We start from the raw sequence: 23,469 nt of genomic DNA on the forward strand, positions 1-23,469 counted from the left end.
AAATACCAAAAGTAGGCGGGGAAAAAGGTAAGGTAGTCTGGATTTATATTATGAATTTCTCTATTAAGATAACCGATATCACTTTTATGATCGTTAAGTAGCGTATTTCCTATAGGCTGAGTGTATGGACGTTCAAGCGGTTCATTAAGTTCACTAATATGTTTAGCGAAGTCGTCGCGTAGTTGCATGTTATTATCCCTAATTACTTTTATCTAAGCAATCACATACAGTAATAAAAAGGTAGCCAATGATTTATTAAGACAACCACCCCAAACCAATCACATACCAGAGTTTATCGACCATGCTCGGATAGTCACCATGTGGTCTTGCCGCGCCTATCATGTCTATAATAAATGCACCGATAAACAGCATGATAATAGTAGCAATAATAATACCTACACTGTAAACAATGGTCTTCCAAATAGGCTGGTTATTCTGTTCAAGGTTGCCCTCTGGTAAATGTTTGTTTAAATCATAAGGGTCATTGGGATCAATCTGACATTCCGCTTCAATAGCTTTGCTAAACTGATGGCGGTAGCTGGTCAGCATGGAGATTACACGCCCTACATAGCGCAGTGCTAATAAAGGTAGAACCACTAAGGTCACAGGATGAAACTCAAAAGTCCGTTCTGGATACTCCATGTTCTCATGATCATGATGCACCTCATTGAGTATCAAACGCTTAAATGACATCAGTGGGGTTTCACGCTTTTCATGTATAGGGTAGATGTAACGTATTGCTTCTTTGACTTCTTTTAGTTGCTGGTCATCGCCTTCCATATAACGACGGATAAACTCAAAATAACTGATTAAACTTTTATCAAAAACTTCATCTTGAAAGGCAAGTGCAAACATACCGGTAATGGTTTCGCCGTCTTTATCAAATGTCACCGCTCTGATGTCTTTATCTTCATTGATATAAGCAATAAAAAAGGTTAAGTCATCCCAGTTATATACTTCTACTTTGCGATTATACTGACGAACGTAGACCTTACGGGTTTTACGGTTGAAGCGGATAGGAGAATGCCGTGTGGTAAATAACTCGGTTGAGAGCACATTGATTAATGGAACAAAGAATAAGGTCATAGAAAAAGCGAGAATAAGACCAATACTGAGAGATACAATATCAAAATCTGTTGTGGATTTTACAATCAGATAGAGGATACCATTACTCACAGATAGCCCCACAAACCCTAAACATAATCCCCATCCTACCGCATCACCACGTCGTCTTTCATTGCGCCCTGTAGTCTCAAGATAAGTCGAGTTAAACTGTACCACCGTTTGTTGAGGGTGCAATGGCACATCATAGTTTTTATATTTATCCAAAGGCACTGTCTCATGGATGCCTTTAACGTCTGCAAGCTTCTGCCCTACCGCTTGATAACCTGGGGTCAAAAATGGCGGTTTCTTTGTCAGTCGAAACCGCCCTTCCATGTCTACAAGATATGCACTCATTTTTAGTTGTCCTTAATGTCGTGGCAGTTTGAGCAGACTCTTATCAAGTACAAACCTCATTCCTGATCATTAATTGTGCTAAGCATCTTAAAAATATTATGAGTGGCATTGGCTTCTAAGCCGTTGTAATTCACAAGAACCAATTCATTCAAGTCCTCTGTCGTTGGATCATTGTTGATATTTATCAGACCTTGTATACCAACTTTGACTGACACATCGCTATGCTCTGATACAAACTTCATTAACTGCTGCCTGAGCTGCTCTTGACGCTCGTTTCTAGTAATAATAAGTAGCTTACCACCTGAAACTTTTAATATAAGCTCATCACCTTCTAATATTAAATCGCCAAAGTATCGATCTGTCCCTCCTTCATACTCACTGATCGGAATATCATCAGGATTGGTTGCAAAGTTTTCAAAATATAGCTTGTTCTGCTCTTCTTCAAGCGCTTCGAGATACTCTAATCTCAACTCTTCTGCGGTCTTGGACGTATTATCAGCATAAGAAGTGTCAGCTGCCATAGCAAGTTGCGACTGACTAACTCCTATCGTAAATAGTAGGGACACACACAACCACATTTTAAATAAGGTCTTTGGAATTGAATGATTTACCATATGTAAAGTTCATTTGTTATTAGTAACTGATAAGGCATAGGTTATCTATCTTAATCATCCAACTGATTGGTCTCGTTAAAATACCAAATGGTTTGCCATTCAAGCCGCTTCATCTTTGGCATGATGTCACCTGCTTTAAAGTGTTTAACATCCTGACTGGATGGTGACCACCAGTGACCCGTCTGTGGACAGGGTTTACCTGACTCGCAGCGTAAGCGTTTTGGTGCGACATTATGGCTACCGCCACCACTATCCGCGATACGCTCAACGAGCATCCAAGTGACTGGTGCATCACCGACAGCTTGCATGGTTTCAGGATCATAACCGACGTAAGCTTCATTTGCTAACATGCCATCCAATAACACTTGAGCACTGGCATCTGCTCTACTAGGTACATAAATACCTGCAACAGGGACAACTTCATCTAACTCAACGCTATATTGAGGATTGAGACGATAAATAGGCCACGATTCGGGTGGGTTAAGGGGTCCTCTTGATTCGGCAGTATATCGTTCAATTAAACTACCAATTTTCCAGCCAAAATAACTGGTTATTTCTAAGTTAAAAGCGCGCGTGCTTGCCTCTCTCCGCCATTTTTCATAATCAAGTTGTTGCTGCTCAGGCATCCAATCGATATCATAATCCACGTTAATAGCGCGGAAGTCGCTCTTAACATTACCGCCATATCTTATTGCCGCTAGATCCCCTTTTAACAGCTCTTGATAGCCAACATTGAGACTATCTAAAGTATCACGTAAATTCGGTAATACCCGCTCACCCCAAACGATATCAGGTTGTTGGTTTAAGGGGCGCGTACGGTAATCAAAGGGTAAATCGTTGACAAATAGCTCTAACGCGTATTCAGCAGCTTCTAACATAGTTGCAAAGGCATCACGCATCTCTTTAAAGTAGACGGGTGAGCTGTAGCGTTCTAGTAGATAGATTTCTTGGGGTCTTATGATGTAGTTGTTCATTTTTATATTTTTAATTCGGCCTACCGCATAACTCTGGATTTGAATAACTACTATCTACACCGAAACTCCAATAATTACAATACATCTTGCTATAATATTCAGACGATATATCAGTTTGCTCTACATAACTTGATGGTTCAAATGGATATAGTTCTAGATCAAAAACTATAAATCCTACAAATGCTCTTATAATTAAAATTAAAATCGGTATGATAAGAAACCAAAAAAGCCTTAAAATAATTTTTTTTAAGATTTTAGATAGAAGAACTGGAATTGACAAAGAAATGATACAAATTAAACAGTTAAATATAAAAGCTATATAATATAACTGATAAACTTTTGCTGACGACTTAGAAGCCCATAACCAAATAAAACTATATTTAGATTCTAATAAGAAAACTGAAACATAGGTAATATTCAATACGATACACATAGAAAGTAATATAATAAAAAACACAATTTTAAGCTTATTTTTTTTATAGCTATCCATCAATTCTAAATCCTAGTCCAGAGGTTTGAGTATTATTTTTTATGAAACTAGCGCTTACTTCCCAAGTGTTGTCATAGTATAAAAAAACCGAGTCACTACCCTCACATCCCATTGCATGAATACAGTTACGTTCTACAAACAAGTCTCGAAACTCATAATATGTTAATTTAGCTGCATCATCCTGTTCAACAATCACTACAACACTACCGTCCAACAGTATTCCAAATCCTGCCTTACCTTTATTTTTTGCGATATTTAATGCTGCAAATCTAGCAGAACTTCTTTGCGTAAGGAACTGCTTATGACGTGCTAATGGCTCACCTCCCGGAACAGAATTAACAAGTTGACGACTGTATTGATTGTTTTCGCCATATTTTAAGTTGTTAACAATTAGAGGGTACAATCCTCCGATACACGTGTATGCGTTGCTAGGCGGATCTCCGTATTGAACAACCCACTTATAGTTACTAGTTTGTGAAACGCTCCATAGGCTAGGAAAACTACTACCATATCTTTCACCTGTCCCCAATACAGCAATCCCTTCATTGCCTGTAGTACCAAGAGAAAGATTGTAGTGGTCAACTAATTTAGGACAGCTGATAAGAGGTTTTTATTAAAATAGCGTTTCTCTTTTTCAGCTGGTGTTAAATAATTATTGAAAGTATGCGGTCTCACGGTTTGATAATAGCCCCAAATATAATTACTGATGGCGATCTTAGCTTCAGTAATATCCTCATAACCGCCCTTTGGCATCCATTCTGTCTTAAAGCTTCTAAAGAATCGTTCTGTTGGGGCATTGTCCCAACAATTTCCGCGACGGCTCATACTTTGCGTCATGCCATTACAACTGACCACGGATTCAGCGAATATCTTACTGGTGTAATGAGTGCCTTGATCAGAGTGAAACAACACGCCACTTGGCTTTAAGCGCGTCTGATACGCCATTTGTAGTGCTTTAGCGGTCAATACGCTATCAGGGGAATCTGATTGAGTGCTTTGAATCGTTAAATATTTGACGAATTAGTGCCTTGTACTTGACGATTTCCAAGCAGATGGGCGGCGGCTTTAGTCCATAGTAGTAACTGCTCTTCATCACGCCAAACAGCTTGCACAGAAGGCTTTTACTTATCCGTCTGTCTTGCTCTGCAAGCTGACTGATTAACGATAGCCGTTCAGGCTGTCCAAGGCCAGCAGAGCAGAAGCCTTTTTTAGTATATCGCGCTCCATAGTCAGCCGTTTAACCTGTTTACGCAGTTCTTGGAGCTCTCGCTGCTCATCTGTTAAGGCGTTGCCGACTTTAGGTGCTTCGCCATTTATTTCTTGACGGTACTGAGTCAGCCATTTCTGCAAGGTGGATTTGCCAACGCCCAGTGAGCTTGCCACATCGGGTATTTTACGTTTGTGTTCAACGACTAAGCTGATGGCTTCTAATTTGAATTCTCGGGTATATTGATTGCGCTTGTTGGTCATACTGTTTTCCTCTTTAGGTTAGTATAACCTCTTAGCAGCTGTCCAATTTTATTATGCCACTACAGTTGAACTGTACTACCGTACGCTGTGGACGTAGTGGTAATCCGTAATTCTGTTGCTGATATAAGCGGTAGGCTTCATACTCTTTTTTATAAGGCTGACCTATAGTGTTATAGGTTTTGTTCTTTGAACGTCCCGTTAGATCAATAAACATTTATGCTGTTTCTACCTATTTGAGTCAAAGTTGCTATTGAATGGCAAAGGCTAATGTAATTAAATCCACCGAAACAATAGCCAATCCCACAGCATCTTAAAGAAGCTCGGATAATCACCATGCGGTCTTGCTGCGCCCATGATATCGATAAACAAGGCAAAGACAGACAAGCCAATGATAGAACCAACGATAAGTAGCACGCCAATACCCGCTTTTTCTAGTAAGCTGTACTCTCGCCTTGGCGGATTGGGCGGGTTTTTATTTAAGTCAAACTTGTCCTTGGGGTCTATGTCACACTCGGCTTCTATCTCAAAAGGAAAGTGCGGGGTGGTTGATGTTAATACGGCTAGGCGACGTCCCAGTAGTTTTAATAACCAAAAAGGTGTTGCAGCTATGTAATGCAGATCAATATCGAGACTAGTTTCAGGATACTCCATATCCTCCCATCTGTTATAAAATTCAAAGCGACTACGCTCAATGCTCTCTTTAACAGTTTCTTTACGCTTATGAATAGGAAAGACATGTCTGATACTATCCGCTACATGCTTGATGTCTTTATTGGTCTTGCTGTTCATATAGGCGTTTACAAAATCAAAATGATGTTTTAAAAACTCGTTTGGGCTGGTATGTATAAAAGGTAGACTAAAGGTGCGCTGAATAATGCCGCTGTCATCTACATCACAGCAGCGAATATCCCAAGGAGTGTTGATATCATTCTGCATATGAATTTTTAGTTTATTCCAGTCGTAGGTTTCCACTTGTTTATTCGCACCAATAACATAGACTTTACCGTTTTTGCGATTAAAGCGAACAGGAAAATAGGTATAGGTAAATAGCTCGCGGCTGAGAAGTCGAATAACAAACCAGAGTATTCCAAAACAGATTACTGTAGTAATAAGGATGCCTAAAAAAGCAATACTTAATCCATCATCTGAGTATACTAAATAAGTAATGGAAAGTCCTACGGCACACCCAAAAGTTCCTAATAAAAATGCAGCACCTTGGATGTGTGTTATTTCACCACGTTCAGACTCCCATCGATCAACTAGCTCCATATAAGTACTGTTAAACTGCACTACTGTTCGCTGTGGTCGCAGTGGTAGTCCATAGCGCTTATCTTGATATAATGGATATACCTTATACTCTTCTTTATAGGGTTGGCCTATAGTATTATAAGTTTTATTTTTCGAGCGACCTGTTAGATCAATAAACATAATATAGTCTCAACTTATCAATCATGTAGTTACATTTATAAAGGTTATAATCAAAGCATGATGAAAACTAAAATAACTATTAGTTTTTATTTTTTTCTAACGCGTCTAATTGACGTCGTAATTTTTTTAGTCTTCGAGCTTTTTCTTCTGCTTTTTGATCATTAATTGGCAGGGATTTGTTTTGTTTCATGACAAGTTCAGTTCGGTCACCTTTTTTGAAATCTATGCTAAATGCTTCTTTAGATTGTTGTATTGGTGAAGTACCTGTGATTTGGTAATCATAATCATCAAAGTCTACTGGGTCATAATCTATAGTAGGCTTATAAAAATCGTTCATATCTAAAGGTTCGGCATTGGCATTGTCTCTATCAAGTCGTTGTCTCGCCATATCAAGCTCTTGCTTTACTTCAGGACTATACTCAACAGGTTCATACTCAATATCTTTATAGTCAAGTGGCTTGTCAGCTTCAAAATATTGATAATCAGGTATATCAGTACTAGAGTTAGATGTAGCTTTTTGATTGTTTGTTGAATTCACAGAGCTATTGCTAGTATCTGAGCCACTGCTGGTTGATTGATCATTATCATCGGATGTTGCTGCTATACTTTCAATGGCTGCTTTATACGCTGCTATATCTGCTGCATGAGATAACCGTAGGCTATCGCTGCCCCAAATACTGTTCTGTATCCATTCTTGAAGCGGTGACAAAGTGAATCTAGCGATTAAAAATCCAACACCAATAGCAATAACAAATAATACCACGCCTATACCTGTCCAGCTGATACTAGCACCGAATAGTATTACACCGCCTTTTAAACCGACTGCTACTACTGCACCAATACCTGAAACTCCAGACACAAAATATAGTCCTGACATTATTGCATTGCCTTTATTTGCAGCTTCATCATAGGCATGGTAAAAATCAAAGCCAGAGAATATAACAGCAGCGCCTATATTAAGTCTTTTTGCCCACCAAGCGTTTTTACTAATAGATTGAGTAAGAGACTCTTTTGTGGCCGCTGAAAGTGCTGGATTTTTAACTTTTATACCTTGTATAGCAACGCGTTGATCTAATATTCCGCCATATAAAAAACCGATACCAGCAATAAGCTTTGCACCGCTCTCAGATACCATTGCTTTTTGTAGTCCTTGCTCTGTAGAACTACTATAAATACCAGCAGCCAAGCTCATACAGGCTATAGCCTGCACCAATGTACCACCCGTAGCTAGTTTGTTCGATATGCTATCTGCTGCTATTCGCGGTTCTATTATCTTAACGAACTCATTTGAGGCAATATCGACAGCATTCTGATAGCGCCTTAAACGTGCTTGAGCTGTTTTGAGATCTGACAAAGCGCCTATATGACCACTTTTAGCTGATGTTTCTAGCGCTTGCAAACGGTCAATTGCCGCTGCTCGTGTAGGTGTACGATTGTTGCTTATAGTTTTGAAGACTGAATTTGCTTCTTTTGTATCTAGCACTAATGTTGTGCCAGTTATATTAGCGTTTAAATCTACACCATCTAAAACTTTTAATTGGTGCATCATTAGACGAGCATACTTTTGCGCGCTCGTTTTTGAGTTTACACTCGTTTGCGTGAGTAGTACATCTGTCAGTCCTGCAATAGCTTGTTTTTTAGTCCCTGCAAATCTCAGTTGCATGATCGGAGCATCAAAATGCAACCCTATTGCATACATAGTTTGAGATATAGTAATGCTACTTGCTTCTTGACTAATTACTTTCAATAATGGCGCACTTAATTGTTCAACAGATTGTTGAATAATCTTTGATTTTTTTAAGATATCATCAGTGTGTTTGCCAGCACGGGTTCCTAATAATGAGGACCATGACGCTTCGAGTACGTTGCTCATCGCAATACCAGAAGCGCCAAAATCTAAGTTTTCCCAATTAAGATTCTTATTACCTTCTGTAGTAACTGCATCGATACAATTTTGATAATTAAAAACTAGAGCGCGGAGTAGGTAGCTTTGCTGATCATTAATGTCTTTAGTCATTAAATCAGCGTATAGTTTAATAGATTCAGAATCATTTACCGTAACCCCTATGCATTCTAAAACTGTCTCGGTATATGACATACCGCTAACCACATCACTGGTATCAAAGTTATACTGCATCTGATCTTTTAAAGTACTGTCGTTTTTAATGAGCTCATTATGAGCTCTAAGAATATATGTTGCTACTTCCTTAAAATTTTTCTCTATTTCTTTAACAGTCACACTATTTAAAAATTCATTCATTTGTTGCTTTCTGTAAAGCTTCTCATACTCTTTTGTCCAAACTTTATTTGCCTGCTTTTCCGCTTCAATCATTATTTGACTTCGTTCGCCAGCTGTCAACGTTAGACTAGCAGTAAGTTCTAAATCTTTATCATATTTGTAGTCATATTTACTAAAATTATCCCTTGGGCTAAAATATACTAATTTTTTCTCACGTAAACCGCTAATTCTTTTTTCATTGTCATTTAACAAGAAACTTTCTTTAACGCTAGATTTTATTGAATATTCTAACCCATTGATAATATTAGCAACATCCAATTTATGCTTTATATCTGTAGAGTATTTTTTTTCTAAACCTTCTTCATGCTGAATTAAAAACTCATTTAAATCAATCAATTCGCCTATACGATCATCAAAGATAACTTCTATAACACGATTCGCCATTTTATTTACTTCAATATCTTTTTCTTCATGATCAGCAAATATTTTGCGCAGTGCTTCTCGCTCTAAGCCTCTATATGGCTGATAGTTATCTTTAGTGAAAATATTGATTTGATCACTATAGTATTCTGACGAAAATATCCCATCTTGACTTGGGGAAGCAGGGTTAGTATCGTATCCCCAATGCCCACTACTTCCCGCCTCACTGTCTAAGATAGCATCAGCTAGTAACACTTTGATCATATTATTAGTTTTAGCACCATTGGCATTATTCTGATGTCTTTCGATAACTACTTTTGTCCATTTAACAGGGCTATAAGCAAGCCATAGGGTCTCTATATCATTATTTGGATTAGGAATACGGATAAAGCTGTTTAATGCTGAACAGTTATCACCTCTATGACAAGTATAATCAGAAATTGGTAAATCAGGGGTTTTAAATGTATTCTGCACATCGAATTGCTTTAAATAACGATTTTGTGTAACAACATAGCCATACCATCCCCCAGTGTTATCAAGAATATAAATGTAGCCTTCTCTTAGTAGTCTTCGCGCTCTATTGATAGAGCTACCTTCCTTAAATAAATTGTTGGCTTCTACTCCCCATCGTTGAGGCAATATCGCAATTCCATCAGCCAAACACTGCTCACATCTCTCTGCCATGACCTTACTCCTTATCTTTTAATTATCTATTTCTACTAGACCTGACTGCTCATAGCACTCATACAGCCATCGGTTCATCATCGTCATACGATCTACAGGGTTGGTAAGATGCGTGGCGGCGGTCAGTTGAGTATTTGCTTTGTCTAACCAACTAATTAATGTCTCATATTGATTCAATATCAAATCACAACCACCAACACCCTTTTTCACAAAGAAGCGATTGAGCATACCAATGTCATCTAACTGGTTCTGAGTGAGTGGACAATAGCTTGACTGATGTTGGATATAATTCGTATGGTCAGGGATATAGTGATGAATATTATCTACGCTGTGCCAGTTATCACTTAATGAGAGCCAAAGCCGCTTAGGATAGCCATAGCGATTGGCAATATAGTTATGTTGGTTTAACGGTAACAAGTGAATCAGTACTTGCGCGTCTAAATAGCGTAGATGTTTTTTCTTGCCACCTTTGTAGATGATTTGATTAAGACTAAGTGTATGGGCGACTTGCTTAGTATCAAGTTTGAATAGGTTTAAATCATTAGTAGTAGCTGGCGATTGTTGCCATTCAGGCTCATTTGGCAAATACTCCTGAGCACTAATTCTAGTTTTGTTCGCTCTTATCTCAGCTGGGGTGTAGTCAATCAGTGTTAGTAGCCCATGATTACGTGATAATAGTTCACACTCCTGCAAATGCACCTCTAGGATATTACTGATATCTGGGCTTAGCGTGACTATGACTGGACTATCGATCATGTGGTAGCTAAGCAACTCTTGCTGTAATGAATGTATAGCATCGGGGAAAGTAGAATTAATCTCGCCGATCAGCTCTGTCTGGCTATAATGAACAATCATGACATCAAAGGTACTGAGCACCCTAGCGTCAAGCGTTTGCGTCTGTAAGCTTACGCTCAATGGTTTTTCTGGTTGGATATTCATTATGCTGTCATGCTTTTATATCTGTGTGTGAGATTTGAGTAAAAGTCATTTTTATCATAAGTCGGTACTAGCAGCATGATTGTCCTCAGCTTGCTCTGACAGTTTCTCACAAGCTTCAAACTGCATCTGTTTCATCATTAGGTTGTTAGCTGCTCCACCCCCACTACCCCAATCCACTTTACTGGCCTTATAGCCCACCTGACTTGGTGTGATAAACGTCACATTACCACCCGATATCTCGATGCCACTGCCCGCCGCTTTTAGGGTTAGCGTATCAGGCGCGATAATCTCAATACTGTCTCGACTATGAATACGTAGGACTTGCTCACTATCAAGTCGCATTTGCGCTTGGTGCGCTTGTATAGTCACATCACCATGAGCGGCGGTATGGGTTTGGGCTTTGTTTGAATAGTAGTGAATGTCTCCTGCCACCAGCTGATTCATTTGCGTCTGGCTGTGATGATGAGTATTGTCTGTCGCGTGGCTATGTGTATTCTTGGTGCTGGTATGCTGACTGTGTTGTCCGCTTAGCATCGCGAGATGACGCTGAGAGTCGATCAGTAGATTAGGTTGTTGCCATTGTCCTGACTCGCTTAAACTTGAGTCATTGGTATCTTCGCTAAATTGGGCAAAAGGTGTTTGCGCATCTTCTTTACTACTGCTTTGCTTGTTATTGCTGCTGCTTTCTAATCCCACGGGCTGATGGATGTCAGCTAGCTGAGCGTAAGCTTTTTGGTGCTGGTCAGCAGTTTGCAGTTTGCTATGACTGTCATGACCCATGTGGCTATTCGATGCATTATTCATATTGTGACTGCTAATATGAATACCGCTGCTGCCTTGTATAGTACTAGCTGCTTGGGTTTCGATGCTAATACCGCGTCCTCTAGCTTTACCACGTGTATGGTCGGTTTGCTGATACAGATGTCCAATGGTCAGGCTAGACTGGAAGCTGCTGCTATAGACATTAATTTGCGGACTGTCAGGATGGGCATCAAACATTAGCTGATTGTAGCCATTAATGAGGCTGTCTTTGGTCGCCTCTCCGCTGCGACTGCTATCGATGCTTTGAGTTTTGATACCGTCTATAGGATGAGCATGGCTTTGATTGATAAACCATGCGGGGCTAGTGGCGTCTATGTGGTCAGAATCGCTAGTCAGACTATTGTGCTGAGCATCAGAATTACCCTGGCCGTTATGGGTGCTACCGATGATGATAGGATGAGTAATGTCGCCACCGATGAAGTCGATAAGGACGTGCTGTCCATGACGCAAAGGATGGGTCTGTCCCATGTGGTCAGCGACGAGGTGACTGGCGATGGGTATCCAATGCGCGCTGTCACTATTGTTATCCTGCCCATCTTCTTCTTGCTGCCAGTGATATCTAATATGGGCACGATGGTTACGGTCATGAGTAATGGCGCTGCTGTCTGTATCAATAATACTGGCACTCATCAGACCTGTCAGGCTCGGATGCGGTTGTCCAAGTTTGTCCAGCTGTTCCCCATAGGGAATATGGTGATGGTGCGGAAATGGCAGGTAGCAGGCGCTGATATGATGGACGTTATTATCATTGTCGTCATCATTATCATGGTTCGTATTGGACTGCAAGGTAATAGGATCAAAGGGTGCTGCCCCCAACCAATCCGTAGGAATATGATTATTAATGTGCTGATGAATAGACACTAAACTGATGGGATCGGTTAAATAAGGGTTGCCATCGATATAGTGGCTACTTGGCAAACTCAGATGACGGATATTACCAGTGAGGCTGCCTAGATTGGCACGCTGCTGCTGGTTCTGCTGGTAGCGGGTGGCGAGCTTATCGAGACTGTCATCATCAAAACGGCTATGACTGTGCATAAAGCGCTGATGCGTGCTGTTTGATGAGTCGATAGGTTGCTCGCTACTGCTACTGCCAGTATAGATACTCATCAAGCGACTGTCATAACGATGTAAGTCGCTTTGCTGAGTATGCTGCGCAATACGGGGACGAATGGCAGTGATGCGGTCTTGTCTATCAGCAAGGTTGGCAGGGTTTTGACTGAGGATGCTTTGGATATCATTGACATCAGGACGCAATTCTTCTCCATCACTAGGTAGTAAGATTAGAGTGTGCTTGTCGATGTCGTGACGGTAATAGCCTGTGATGCCATAGGGAGCAAGGTATTGGGTTAGATAAGCAAGATCGGTTTGGTTGTATTGGACGCTGTGCTGAATATGATAGTTGCTGTCATCACTGAGGCGCTCGTCAATCTCAACGTTCATATCGTATGGACTGATAATATCGGTAATTAGCTCACTGAGACTGAGATGATGATGACGGCGATTATGACTGTTCAGGCGTAATTGACCTAAGTTAGGTTCACAGATGATGCGGTAGGCGGCCATACCACTGTTACTACCGAGAGCAACGACTTCGGTGATGATACCGTGACGGGTTTGGCTTGGCAGTAGCGTGTCGCCCGTATGCCAATGTATCGAGAGACTTTGCCCTAGCCATTGCTTTATATCCAGTCCTGCCCGTGGATGCAGTAGAGTAATGCTAATACGGTAGCCGCAATAGAGGGCGAGCTGGCGCTGCTGATAAGACTGCTGTCGTTGATCTTGATGATAAGGGCTTGGGTAGGAAGTAGGCACTGGCATAAGCGCGGGCTTACTCCAAACGCTGTCGGGCAAAGGCATGCCAAGTAAGCTTTCAATCAAGTCAGCCTGTTGAATGAGACTGGTAGCAATATCAAGATGGGCACTACTCAGTTGCACATGCCGCTTTGTTTGAGTCCATACCATGGTAAGCCCTTTTTTATCAGTCCAAAGGTGGAAAGTTTAATATTGCAAGATTATAATTTGTGCACAGATTGCCCGTTAACTAAGTATTCATTTGTCGTTGATTCAATTAATAGCCATCGTCAGATGAATCACGTTTGGGTTTGATTCCAATCATGTCAGAGAGTATCGCTAACTGATCTTCGTTTTTGATGATATGAGTGAGCCATTGGTCGAGCGGCATATCCGCCCAATCAATCGCCCGACCGAGTAAAAACGTCACCGGGCTGTGCGGCTCATTGGTCGAAAAATAATCTTGAATTTGACCTAATAGTTTAAGCGCTTGCTGACGATTGCTTTGATGATCTCGGTTACTAGGATTAAAACTGGTTGAGCTAATATTTTTTGTGCTAGCAGCTTGTCCACTACTATCAGACATTGCACTTTCACCAATACTGTCCATAGTATCGGCTACGCTTTCTTGAGCAGAAACACTACTAGTATCAGAATATTCTGGTATCAACGGTCGCAAATGTTGGGTCAGGGCAACCAATAAATCCGTGACTGGTGCGAAGACTGGCGCATCCATGCCCATCAAATCATTTAACTGATCAGTCAGCGCCTGCCACTGCTCAGTAACTTTTTTAAGATTACTCATCAGTGCTTGTTGCCAAGTCTCACTACTGGTCTTGATGGCGTGGTTATAGTCACTTAGCGTTAATTGATTGGACGTTTCGCTATCGGGATTTTGCTGACGCTGCTTATCATGATCACGCGCGGTTAGATAGTAATTGTAGTTATATTTTTCTGTCTTTGTATCAGAAAGTGATAGCTGCTTAATATCATCGGATAGCGCTTTGACGAACCATGACAACAGCCCTGCTCTGATGTCCATACTGTCTTCTTCACCATCTAGCGGCGGATACATAGTGAGCCAATACTCGTCATTGAGTGTCTGTAGCAGACTTAACCCCTGACTAATACCTGCTAAATGGTCGGTGTGACTCAACGCATCGACATACCAAAGTGCCAGCTTCATATCTTTACTAGTATGGCTGAGCAAATCGGCACATTGGTTTTTGACAAAATCCCAGTCAGCCACTTTTAGTTCAGTGACCCAATTGCCTTGTGCCAGTAATGGGTCATCTTCTTGACGAGCAGCAACGATGGCATTAATACGTGGATCGAATATTAAGTCTTCACCGACCCCATGACGACTGCCTTCAATCGGCGCAATAAGAGTGTCAATATTATTTACTAAAGAGTTATCGTTACTCATTATAATGACTCCTCTTTAATAGCCTTTTTAGTAGGTTTTTTGCTGGCGACTTTTTTCACTGTCGGCTTTTTAGCTGAAAGGGGTTTTCTTGGTGGTTCTTTAACTTGATCCTCAACTTGATATTCAGTTTCATCTTCGCTGTGTTGCGCCATTTGATTGAGCGCCACAACGGCATCAGTATCCAGACGGTAGGCAAAATTATCGTCCGCATCGACGAATACGGTAATTTTCTTTAACACACTTTGACTGTCATCATGAGCCAGTAGCTGACCCGCCATCTGCGGCAGCAAGGTATGACTGATAATCGCATCGGCGTTACGTGCACCAGAATCGACCTCATGACAACGCGATAAAATCAGCTCAATCACCTCATCATCAATGACACAAGGCACATCATAATTGTTATGAATACGGCCAGTGATTTTGTCCAGCTTAAGGCGAATAATTTCTGCGAGCGCATCATCCGTTAATGGATAATAAGGAATGACCGTTAAACGACCCAAAAACGCGGGCTTAAAGGCTTTATACAAATGCGGATTAATGACTTGTTTTAGGCTATCACTGTCTGGCAGGCTAAAGTCAGTAACACTCGGATCTGTATTGATACATGCCTGCATAATCGCAGACGAACCAACATTACTTGTCAATAAAATAAGCGTGTTTTTGAAATCAATTAAACGCCCTTCGCTGTCTTCCATCACCCCTTTATCAAAGACCTGATAAAACAAATCCAATACGTCTGGATGGGCTTTTTCTACTTCATCAAGTAAGAGTACGCTATAAGGACGACGGCGAATCGCTTCGGTTAATACACCACCTTCACCATAGCCAACATAACCTGGAGGCGAGCCTTTTAACGAAGCAACGCTATGGGCTTCTTGATACTCTGACAGGTTAATCGTAATAAGGTTACGCTCACCGCCGTACAGCACCTCTGATAGCGCCAGCGCGGTTTCGGTCTTGCCTACACCACTTGGCCCGACGAGCATAAACACACCTTGCGGACGATTGGGATCATCTAAGCGGGCTTTTGCGGTATGAATCCGCTTGACGATAGCGGCCACCGAATGATCTTGGCCGATGACCCGGGCTTGCAAGGTATCAGCCAAACCCAAGATATGGTCTTTTTCATTACCTGCCATATCATTCAGCGGTATTCCAGTCCAATCTGAGATGATCTGCTTGATGACCTGACGATCCAATACGGGATGAATAAGGCGCTGCGTCTCTTGTACTTGTTTTAACGATTGCTCGATACTTTGATATTCAGCTTGTTTGTCTAAGCGCTCTTTTGCACTAAGCGCATCAGAACCATCTGTCTTGTCATTCAACTGCTGATTCAAGGAATCAAGCTGATCATTAAGCTCGCGCTGTTCGTGCCAACGACTGGTCATATCAGCAATGCTTTGCTGATTGGTTTGGCGCTGCTCATCTAATACGGCAATTTTTTGGCTGACTTTTTCTTTTTCGTCCACACCGCCGATACGCTCGAGCTGCTGACTGAGATTATTGATATGCTGCTCTAACTGCACCCCTTTGGCGTTTAATCTGTCAAGTTGATTGGGTATGGCGGTCTTGGATAAGCTCACCCGTGCCGCCGCCGTGTCTAATACACTGACCGCTTTATCAGGCAGCTGCCTATCGCTGATATAACGTGCGGATAACTCAACCGCCGCTTGTAGCGCATCGTCATCGATTAATATACCAAAATGATTCTGCATCTTGGCACTTAGACCACGAATCATCGCTACTGCTGTCTCTATATCAGGCTCATCGACTTTGACGACTTGGAAGCGACGTGACAATGCTGCGTCTTTTTCGAAGTACTTTTTATATTCTGACCATGTCGTCGCCGCAATGGTTCTGAGCTCACCACGAGCCAGCGCAGGCTTCAGTAAGTTCGCCGCGTCATTTTGACCCGCTTGCCCACCAGCACCAATCAAAGTATGCGCTTCATCAATGAATAATATAATAGGCTGTAGCGAGGCTTGTACTTCTTCAATGACTTGCTTGAGACGGTTCTCAAACTCCCCTTTGACGCTTGCCCCTGCTTGCAGCAAGCCCATGTCAAGACTACGTATCGTCACATCTTTGAGCTGATCAGGCACTTGACCGGCGACTATCTTTTGCGCCAATCCTTCTACCACTGCTGTTTTACCTACCCCTGCCTCACCCGTCAAAATAGGGTTATTTTGGCGGCGACGAATCAAAATATCGATCAACTGATGAATTTCAAACTCACGGCCAATGACAGGGTCTATTTGCTCTGAACTGGCTTTAGCAGTCAAGTCATAAGTATATTTATCCAACGCAGGGGTTGGCTTAGCTTCAGTTTTCTTAGTGTCTAAAGATTCTTGATTGTTAGCATCATTGTCTGCACTATTCGCACCATCATCAGCACCCTTATTGACGCCTTTACTATTGGTAATTTTATTACTGCTTGATCCACTGCCCTCAGTACTACCGAGACATTGACGCTCATAATCATCTTTTAGGGTAAAGCGGTCGATATACTGTAGTGGCTCAGGAAGAGTTTTGAGTAGCGACTGATAACGCTCATACGCCAATAGCACGAGCAATATATGACCAGAGCGAATTTCTAGCGGGCTATTTTTATCAGCACTTTGATTATATTGGCTACTGGCTAGCTCCCACGCATCTTCTAGTAACGCCATCAAACCTTGACTAAATACTGGCGTTGAGCCTGTTGCCTGACCAAAGGTGTTTAGCAAATCAGTTATATCTGCTAGTAATGACTGCTGATGAATCTTATTAAATTTAAGTATTTGAGCCACATCATTGTGCGGCGTGGCAATCAGTTCATGCAATAGATGGACAGTATCGACTTCACGATGCCCATTATTAATACAAAGCCTAGCTGCCTGCTGCAAACACTGTCGACAGCTTGGGCTTAAGCGGGTAATCACAGCTTTTAACTGGCTCATAATCTTTTCCTTTAACATTCTTATTAGACTTAATACCAAACCCAAAAAGTAAGATTAGCTGTGTCAAACTCGCTTAGCCTACAAGACGTAGTACTTTCACTCGTTTTCCTTGCCACTCTAATTTCTGTGAATGGTATAAAATTATTTTTATTAAACAGCAATATAAAATTGATGCATGGCTCTTCATAATAGGTAAAATCTGTCTATTAACCATGAAATACTTACTGAATCGGCAGCGCATAGCGAGTGTCATCATGATGCTGCGTCGCAGGCTGCGATATCAAAAACCCACCCTGACCCAAACCACCAAAACTGCTCTCTGATAATGACAACGGGGTGATGTATTGCTTGTCTAACTCGAGTTGCATCTCGACCGCCAAGCAAACACCGCACCATTTACGGATAAAATCAATAATGACTTGATACATATCCCCTGCTGGTAACAGTCTTAAATAGCGTTTGGCATCCAACTGATGAAACACAATTCTAATCTTGCTATCAAACTGTACGACGCGCGCACCGCAAAATGCGGACAACCCAAGGGCAGCATGCTGACCACCAAGTGCTGTCTGTTCACTGGCTGGTAGATCAAACCACTCCGGTACGAATTGCTCGACACTGACGGTGCTATCTAAAAAATGCGACAGTACATGTGACAACTGATCGGCTGTCAGGCGTCCTGGGGCGATCATGCCAGCATAAGCAATCAAGCTATCGATGGCGGTTAGCTTCTTCGGCTGACGCGCCAATGCCCGCAAGCTCAGTAGATAGTTGTCTTTTTTATTATTTATCTCATACTGTAATGGCAAGTTATAAAACCAACTCGCTTGCACGTACAAATCCGTCAATCGATGGTTAAATAAATCTAAAAATGCTGGTGCCGCTTTATCTTTTGCATGATTGACTCGCGAGGCTAGATGGTCGGTATACATCGCTGGCAAGGCTGACAACGGGCCAGTTAATCCAATAATTGCGGGGCAAACCTCTATCCGTCTGATTTTTAATGAACTAGCCTTTACTTGACCATCCTTTAATGAGCTGCCACTGTCTTCCATATTATCCTGAGCAATGAGCGCCATCGACTCAATTTCAGCTTGCGGATAGGCCAATGACAACGAGGCACGGTAACGTACCTCAATAGGTGCATACCCCATACTGACTTCATGCCGAACCAAACGTAGTGCTTGTAATAACTCATAAGATTGCGGCGCCGCCATTAAAGCCGTTAAATAAGAGGACTGAGACCGCTGCGTGGCTGACATCTGTATATCTCCTCTTTGGTTACGGCATCACTGATGGCCAACTCGACGAAGCTATTTAAGCTAGCGTGATAGCCAAACACATGCGCCAATAAATGGGCAAACTGGCGGATACTCACTCCAGCAAAATTCTTTTGGTTGATTTGAATATTGATCAGTGTACCGCGCACAAAACCAGGCTGTGGCAAGCGCTGAATACGTCGAGCTTCGATACTGGTTTCGACAGACACAATACCTTCGACCAACAGTTTGTTAGAAGCAGACTGGGTAATGTCGTATAGCGATAAATACTCTTTCATCAGCTCCGCATCTTGGGCGGCAAGCGATAAAAAATTCAGACTAATCAGCGATATCAAGCGCCAACGTTCCTCACCGGTATAGTCGAAGCGTGCCGTTCTGGTCGGCTGCTTTAGCAACGATAAGCTGCTAAAGCCAGTCATCCCTTCGCTAAACAAATCGCCACGGCTTTGACCGAATACCACTTGAGCCGGCAAATCTCTATTGGTACACAATAAAGACGCACTCATGCTCACCGCACCTGATAAATCTTCGCGATTTTTTTCTACAAACATAATCTGATATTCAAAACCCTGTTTGAACTCAGCCATATCCTTATCACGTTTGATATGGTAATAACGACCATCATCTTGCTGCTCATAATGATTGAGCGCATAAAATGGATGATATTCACGTTGTATCAAACGATTGTCACTTTGCTTGGACTCTATGACTTTATTAACCTCATAGATTTCATGTTGAAACAGCGCACGAGTATCGGGCACTAAATCGTAATAGATCGAACGATGGGTCACTTGAATAGGCTTGGCAGCCGCCTTGAATAAATTGACAACGGGCGTACAAAACAGCTTGATACTGCTGGCACTGAGCTGCTGCAAGTTTTTTAGGCGGATGGTATTTTTTTTATCAAATCTAAAGTAACAGCGAATCTCAAAGCCATTGCTATCGATCTTTAAATTTGGACAAACCTTACCAAGATTAAGGCGCAAGAAATTGAATTTTTCAGGGAAATAGAAGTATTCCTTTAATAAGGCAGAGGCAGCATTACTCACTCGATGACTCGGAAGAATTTGCTGCTCAGGATCGAAGCCTATAATCTCAAACGGACTACCCGTAATCTTATTGACCTGCCTACCATGCAGATGCGTTTGCTTGACATCACACCCTAGTAAATCCCATAGACTAGTACCCTGACTGGCGTCCTCGTCTATATACAAATCTAACGAGTGGTTTAATAAGGCTTGATAGTCAAAGCTTGAATTAAGCCCCTTAAATTTGATACTGATACAGCCATTCAGCAGTCCATGCTGATTGTCATACACCTCTTGACGAGTTTCAAAGTCGACGCTATCTATCTGTAGCGGCAGCAAGGTCACATCTTGGGTTGACTGAAACTGGCAAGGCGTGCCATTTATTTTTTGGCTGGCGAAAGGGCTGTTTTTAGGGACTAAGACTGCCTCGCTCATCGCATTGCCCTGTACGCCTAGATTAAACTGTGCAATAGAGACCGATGGAAAAGGTTTGAGATAATCGGGATAAACGACTTCTAATAGAGATTCGGTAAAATCAGCGTATGAATCGTCCAATTTTTTATTGATGCGCGCACTGATGAGCGAAAAAGCCTGTATCAACCGCTCTATATGCGGATCATCGACGGTATCGTGCCCCATCAACAACCGATTGGCTATTTTGGGATATTTTTTGGCAAATTCTTTTGACTGTTTATTAAACAGGCTAAGCTCATGCTCAAAGTAAGGAAGTAAACTGTCCATGACGCCTCAATATATTGATCGCTGCTAACTGTATAAATTGAGCGGTAGTAGTAGTTATTTCATTAATGGGATAATGATTATTTTATTAAGTAACGCTGAGAGCTTGGCTCAAAGAACGCATCGAAGCTGACCAGCTCTTGTGCTGGATAAACCTTTAATAATGCTTCAATAGAAAAACACAGTTGATTGACATCAACAGCGCCAATATCTAGCGATACGCGAACGTTTTTTAGCCGGGTATCTTGTTGCTCGACTGTTTGGGCTATTTGGCGACAGATATAATCACAGTCAGTAGGATTGGCACTGCTGAGTCCCACAAAATCTAATATGCCAAAATTCAATATCGATGAGCGCACGTGTTGATAGGCCTGAAGCTTACTTGACACCACACAACGCGTATTTAATAAAGCTTCAAGGTCTCGTGCGACCGAAGACTTTAGCTCATCGATATTAAGACGACGAACCACGAGCTCATGCGACAAATGACGGGGCTGATCATCAAATAACTGCTCGAACAAATTTGGACGAAAGCCAATTTCTTTGTTAGAGGCGTTAGTGGCGTAATTCATTGATATAATCATTCCTATTTAACAAACAAAAAAGAAAGGCCTAGATATAAACCTTTCTTTTTCGGTACGACACAATAGATGACACCTGATACAACCTAAATTAGGCGGTATAAGTAGCAGTGTTGTTGGCTAGTGACCATTTTTTAGTCACAGCGCCTTTAGCAGTACCATCGATATCTTGCTGGGTGTAAGTCCACTCAACAGCAGCATATTTGATACCGACTTTTTCGATTGGTACGCCTTCAGAACGTACCGTTGGCTCGACACTTGCGATCAGCGCATGCTTAAGTTTTACTTCAAGATATTTAACGCGTTTGTCACCGTTGGCACGATAAAAATCAATTTGAATCTCATCAAAAGTATAACCAGCAGAACACGCTTCCCATAGTTTAGGACTGGTTGAGTCCAAATCTTTCATAAACGTCATGTCAGCATGCTCACAACGCTCAGAAGTATGGCCACCAACGCTACTTGCTGTCGCTGATTTTGGCTGACGGATCAAGTGATCCCAAGTATTTACTTCAAGCCAACCTTTATGCTCGCTATCACGAGACTCGCCATCAATTTTATATTTACCGCGGAACTGAATATAAATATCTTTCATATCACATACCTTTTTTTAAAATTTAAATTTCACGTTAGTTTTTAATAAACGATTAGCTGTTGCTAGATTGCGGCAGTTGAGTGACCAGACGCAAAGAAACAGACAATTCGTCAAGTTGAAAGTGTGGTCTCAAAAAGACCACGGACTTGTAGACACCAGGCTTACCCGGCACTTCTACAACTTGTACAGAAGCTTCGCGCAGTGGGTACTGGGCTTTTGCTTCTTGTGAGGCGCCGTCATCTAGCAAGACATAACGAGAAATCCAGTCATTTAAAAACGACTCAACATTACCAGGTGCTAAGAAGCTACCTACCTTATCGCGCATCATTGCTTTTAGGTAATGGGCAATACGTGACACCGCCATAATGTATTGGATCTGCGTCGATAGCGCAGCATTGGCATTGGCATCATCGTTTTGATAAGTTTTGGCTTTTTGCACGGATTGCGCGCCAAAAAAAGCAGCGTAATTGGTATTTTTGCAATGGACTAACGGGATAAATCCTAAGTCGCTCAACTCTTTTTCTCGGCGATCGGTGATAGAGATTTCTGTTGGACACTTAAGTGCCAAATCCCCTTCATCCGTCTTAAAGGTATGAACAGGTAACCCTTCAACCAAGCCACCACCCTCAACGCCGCGAATGGCAGCACACCAACGATAGTCAGAGAAAGCAGCCGTCAAGCGTGAAGCAAAGGCATAAGCTGCGTTCACCCATAGATAATCGTCATGATTATTACCAGAGACTTCTTCCGTAAAATTAAATCCTTCAACCACCGTGCCATCTTTAGGATCGTAAGGCAGACGACCTAAAAAGCTGGGCACGGTTAACGCAACATATCGCGCATCTTCTGACTGTCTGAACGCGCGCCAGCGGATATATTCAGCGGTTTCAAATATCTTTGACAAATCTCGCGGGCGACCAATGTCGGTAAAGGAGTCGAGACCAAACATTTCAGCGGAAGCCGCCGACACAAAAGGTGCATGAGAAGCGGCCGCAACATGAGACAATTGCTCAAGCAGATACATGTCTGAGTTTTGGCGAGTAAATTCAAAGTCACCAACGATAGCGGCATAAGGTTCACCACCGAAGCTACCGAACTCTTCTTCGTATATTTTTTTAAACAGCGTGCTTTGATCAAAATCAATTGACGATTGAAAATCTTTAGTCAGTTCGCGCTTCGTAGTATTCATCATACGAATCTTTAGCATGGATTCCGACGGAGTCTGGCTACATAAATAATGCAAGCCACGCCAGCTGGACTCTAGCTTTTGAAACTCGGGCGCGTGCATGACGGTGGTCAGCTGCTTGGAGATCAATGCGTCAATTTGGGCAATACGCGCGTCAATCGATGCAGCCAAATTATCTGACAACGTTACGGTGCCTTGCATGACTTCATTGGCAAGCTCTGCAATTTGCGACTTGGCACGATTTTTTTCGTCATCAGACTTGGCAACGTTACTTTTATTGACGATTTCTTCGAGTAAGTCGTAACTATCATTATTTAACGCATCAGGTGCTAGATTTTGCTGGGCTTGGGCACTCATC

18 protein-coding genes are annotated in these 23,469 nt (G+C 41.9%); all 18 read right to left on the minus strand.

Annotated elements, in window-relative coordinates; genetic code table 11:
* Positions 1-255 precede the first annotated feature (255 nt).
* Complete coding sequence (locus INT03_RS14115) at positions 256-1,458, minus strand: DUF6708 domain-containing protein (protein ID WP_193009427.1); 1,203 nt, start codon at positions 1,456-1,458, stop codon at positions 256-258.
* Between the two features lie 56 nt (positions 1,459-1,514).
* Positions 1,515-2,072, minus strand: coding sequence for a hypothetical protein (locus tag INT03_RS14120; protein WP_193009428.1), 558 nt, complete (start codon positions 2,070-2,072; stop codon positions 1,515-1,517).
* A gap of 50 nt (positions 2,073-2,122) precedes the next feature.
* Complete coding sequence (locus INT03_RS14125) at positions 2,123-3,046, minus strand: hypothetical protein (protein ID WP_193009429.1); 924 nt, start codon at positions 3,044-3,046, stop codon at positions 2,123-2,125.
* A gap of 482 nt (positions 3,047-3,528) precedes the next feature.
* Entirely contained in the window at positions 3,529-4,065 is a 537-nt protein-coding gene (locus INT03_RS14130; RefSeq protein ID WP_193009430.1) for a hypothetical protein, read from the minus strand.
* 53 nt (positions 4,066-4,118) lie between these two features.
* The gene (locus INT03_RS14135) at positions 4,119-4,481 is read right to left on the minus strand and encodes an integrase core domain-containing protein (RefSeq protein WP_193009431.1); all 363 of its coding nucleotides are present in this window, start codon (positions 4,479-4,481) and stop codon (positions 4,119-4,121) included.
* A 213-nt stretch (positions 4,482-4,694) separates the two neighbouring features.
* Positions 4,695-5,006 (minus strand): transposase, encoded by a 312-nt coding sequence (locus tag INT03_RS14140; RefSeq protein ID WP_193009432.1) that lies wholly within the window; start codon positions 5,004-5,006, stop codon positions 4,695-4,697.
* Positions 5,007-5,037: 31 nt separating this feature from the next.
* On the minus strand, positions 5,038-5,220 hold the full coding sequence (locus tag INT03_RS14145) for a hypothetical protein (RefSeq protein ID WP_157908384.1): 183 nt from the start codon (positions 5,218-5,220) through the stop codon (positions 5,038-5,040).
* Between the two features lie 59 nt (positions 5,221-5,279).
* Entirely contained in the window at positions 5,280-6,434 is a 1,155-nt protein-coding gene (locus tag INT03_RS14150; RefSeq protein ID WP_193009433.1) for a DUF6708 domain-containing protein, read from the minus strand.
* A gap of 79 nt (positions 6,435-6,513) precedes the next feature.
* Complete coding sequence (locus INT03_RS14155; protein WP_296292773.1) at positions 6,514-9,777, minus strand: T6SS effector BTH_I2691 family protein; 3,264 nt, start codon at positions 9,775-9,777, stop codon at positions 6,514-6,516.
* An 18-nt stretch (positions 9,778-9,795) separates the two neighbouring features.
* Positions 9,796-10,716 (minus strand): hypothetical protein, encoded by a 921-nt coding sequence (locus tag INT03_RS14160; protein ID WP_193009435.1) that lies wholly within the window; start codon positions 10,714-10,716, stop codon positions 9,796-9,798.
* Between the two features lie 54 nt (positions 10,717-10,770).
* Positions 10,771-13,503 carry a type VI secretion system Vgr family protein gene (locus INT03_RS14165; RefSeq protein WP_193009436.1) on the minus strand — a complete coding sequence of 911 codons (2,733 nt, stop codon included), beginning with the start codon at positions 13,501-13,503 and terminating at the stop codon, positions 10,771-10,773.
* A gap of 106 nt (positions 13,504-13,609) precedes the next feature.
* The gene (gene tssA / locus INT03_RS14170) at positions 13,610-14,758 is read right to left on the minus strand and encodes a type VI secretion system protein TssA (protein WP_193009437.1); all 1,149 of its coding nucleotides are present in this window, start codon (positions 14,756-14,758) and stop codon (positions 13,610-13,612) included.
* Complete coding sequence (gene tssH / locus INT03_RS14175) at positions 14,758-17,703, minus strand: type VI secretion system ATPase TssH (protein WP_193009438.1); 2,946 nt, start codon at positions 17,701-17,703, stop codon at positions 14,758-14,760. Before tssH ends, tssA begins: the two co-directional genes overlap by 1 nt.
* A gap of 221 nt (positions 17,704-17,924) precedes the next feature.
* Positions 17,925-18,965, minus strand: coding sequence for a type VI secretion system baseplate subunit TssG (gene tssG, locus INT03_RS14180; RefSeq protein WP_193009439.1), 1,041 nt, complete (start codon positions 18,963-18,965; stop codon positions 17,925-17,927).
* Positions 18,929-20,752, minus strand: coding sequence for a type VI secretion system baseplate subunit TssF (gene tssF, locus INT03_RS14185; RefSeq protein ID WP_045448197.1), 1,824 nt, complete (start codon positions 20,750-20,752; stop codon positions 18,929-18,931). Before tssF ends, tssG begins: the two co-directional genes overlap by 37 nt.
* Before the next feature lie 77 nt (positions 20,753-20,829).
* The gene (gene tssE / locus INT03_RS14190) at positions 20,830-21,321 is read right to left on the minus strand and encodes a type VI secretion system baseplate subunit TssE (RefSeq protein ID WP_193009440.1); all 492 of its coding nucleotides are present in this window, start codon (positions 21,319-21,321) and stop codon (positions 20,830-20,832) included.
* Positions 21,322-21,421: 100 nt separating this feature from the next.
* On the minus strand, positions 21,422-21,925 hold the full coding sequence (locus INT03_RS14195; protein ID WP_025651832.1) for an Hcp family type VI secretion system effector: 504 nt from the start codon (positions 21,923-21,925) through the stop codon (positions 21,422-21,424).
* Between the two features lie 52 nt (positions 21,926-21,977).
* On the minus strand, positions 21,978-23,468 hold the full coding sequence (gene tssC / locus INT03_RS14200; protein ID WP_045451930.1) for a type VI secretion system contractile sheath large subunit: 1,491 nt from the start codon (positions 23,466-23,468) through the stop codon (positions 21,978-21,980).
* Between the last annotated feature and the right edge of the window lies 1 nt (position 23,469).

It is taken from the genome of Psychrobacter sp. PG1, from assembly GCF_014897815.1.
GTDB lineage: Bacteria > Pseudomonadota > Gammaproteobacteria > Pseudomonadales > Moraxellaceae > Psychrobacter.

Bases quoted from the DNA above. Each gene is read 5' to 3' on its own strand.
- INT03_RS14115 (WP_193009427.1), bottom strand. From the start codon at position 1,458: ATGAGTGCATATCTTGTAGACATGGAAGGGCGGTTTCGACTGACAAAG.
- INT03_RS14120 (WP_193009428.1), bottom strand. From the start codon at position 2,072: ATGGTAAATCATTCAATTCCAAAGACCTTATTTAAAATGTGGTTGTGT.
- INT03_RS14125 (WP_193009429.1), bottom strand. From the start codon at position 3,046: ATGAACAACTACATCATAAGACCCCAAGAAATCTATCTACTAGAACGC.
- INT03_RS14135 (WP_193009431.1), bottom strand. From the start codon at position 4,481: ATGGCGTATCAGACGCGCTTAAAGCCAAGTGGCGTGTTGTTTCACTCT.
- INT03_RS14140 (WP_193009432.1), bottom strand. From the start codon at position 5,006: ATGACCAACAAGCGCAATCAATATACCCGAGAATTCAAATTAGAAGCC.
- INT03_RS14145 (WP_157908384.1), bottom strand. From the start codon at position 5,220: ATGTTTATTGATCTAACGGGACGTTCAAAGAACAAAACCTATAACACT.
- INT03_RS14150 (WP_193009433.1), bottom strand. From the start codon at position 6,434: ATGTTTATTGATCTAACAGGTCGCTCGAAAAATAAAACTTATAATACT.
- INT03_RS14155 (WP_296292773.1), bottom strand. From the start codon at position 9,777: ATGGCAGAGAGATGTGAGCAGTGTTTGGCTGATGGAATTGCGATATTG.
- INT03_RS14160 (WP_193009435.1), bottom strand. From the start codon at position 10,716: ATGAATATCCAACCAGAAAAACCATTGAGCGTAAGCTTACAGACGCAA.
- INT03_RS14165 (WP_193009436.1), bottom strand. From the start codon at position 13,503: ATGGTATGGACTCAAACAAAGCGGCATGTGCAACTGAGTAGTGCCCAT.
- tssA (WP_193009437.1), bottom strand. From the start codon at position 14,758: ATGAGTAACGATAACTCTTTAGTAAATAATATTGACACTCTTATTGCG.
- tssH (WP_193009438.1), bottom strand. From the start codon at position 17,703: ATGAGCCAGTTAAAAGCTGTGATTACCCGCTTAAGCCCAAGCTGTCGA.
- tssG (WP_193009439.1), bottom strand. From the start codon at position 18,965: ATGTCAGCCACGCAGCGGTCTCAGTCCTCTTATTTAACGGCTTTAATG.
- tssF (WP_045448197.1), bottom strand. From the start codon at position 20,752: ATGGACAGTTTACTTCCTTACTTTGAGCATGAGCTTAGCCTGTTTAAT.
- tssE (WP_193009440.1), bottom strand. From the start codon at position 21,321: ATGAATTACGCCACTAACGCCTCTAACAAAGAAATTGGCTTTCGTCCA.
- INT03_RS14195 (WP_025651832.1), bottom strand. From the start codon at position 21,925: ATGAAAGATATTTATATTCAGTTCCGCGGTAAATATAAAATTGATGGC.
- tssC (WP_045451930.1), bottom strand. From the start codon at position 23,468: ATGAGTGCCCAAGCCCAGCAAAATCTAGCACCTGATGCGTTAAATAAT.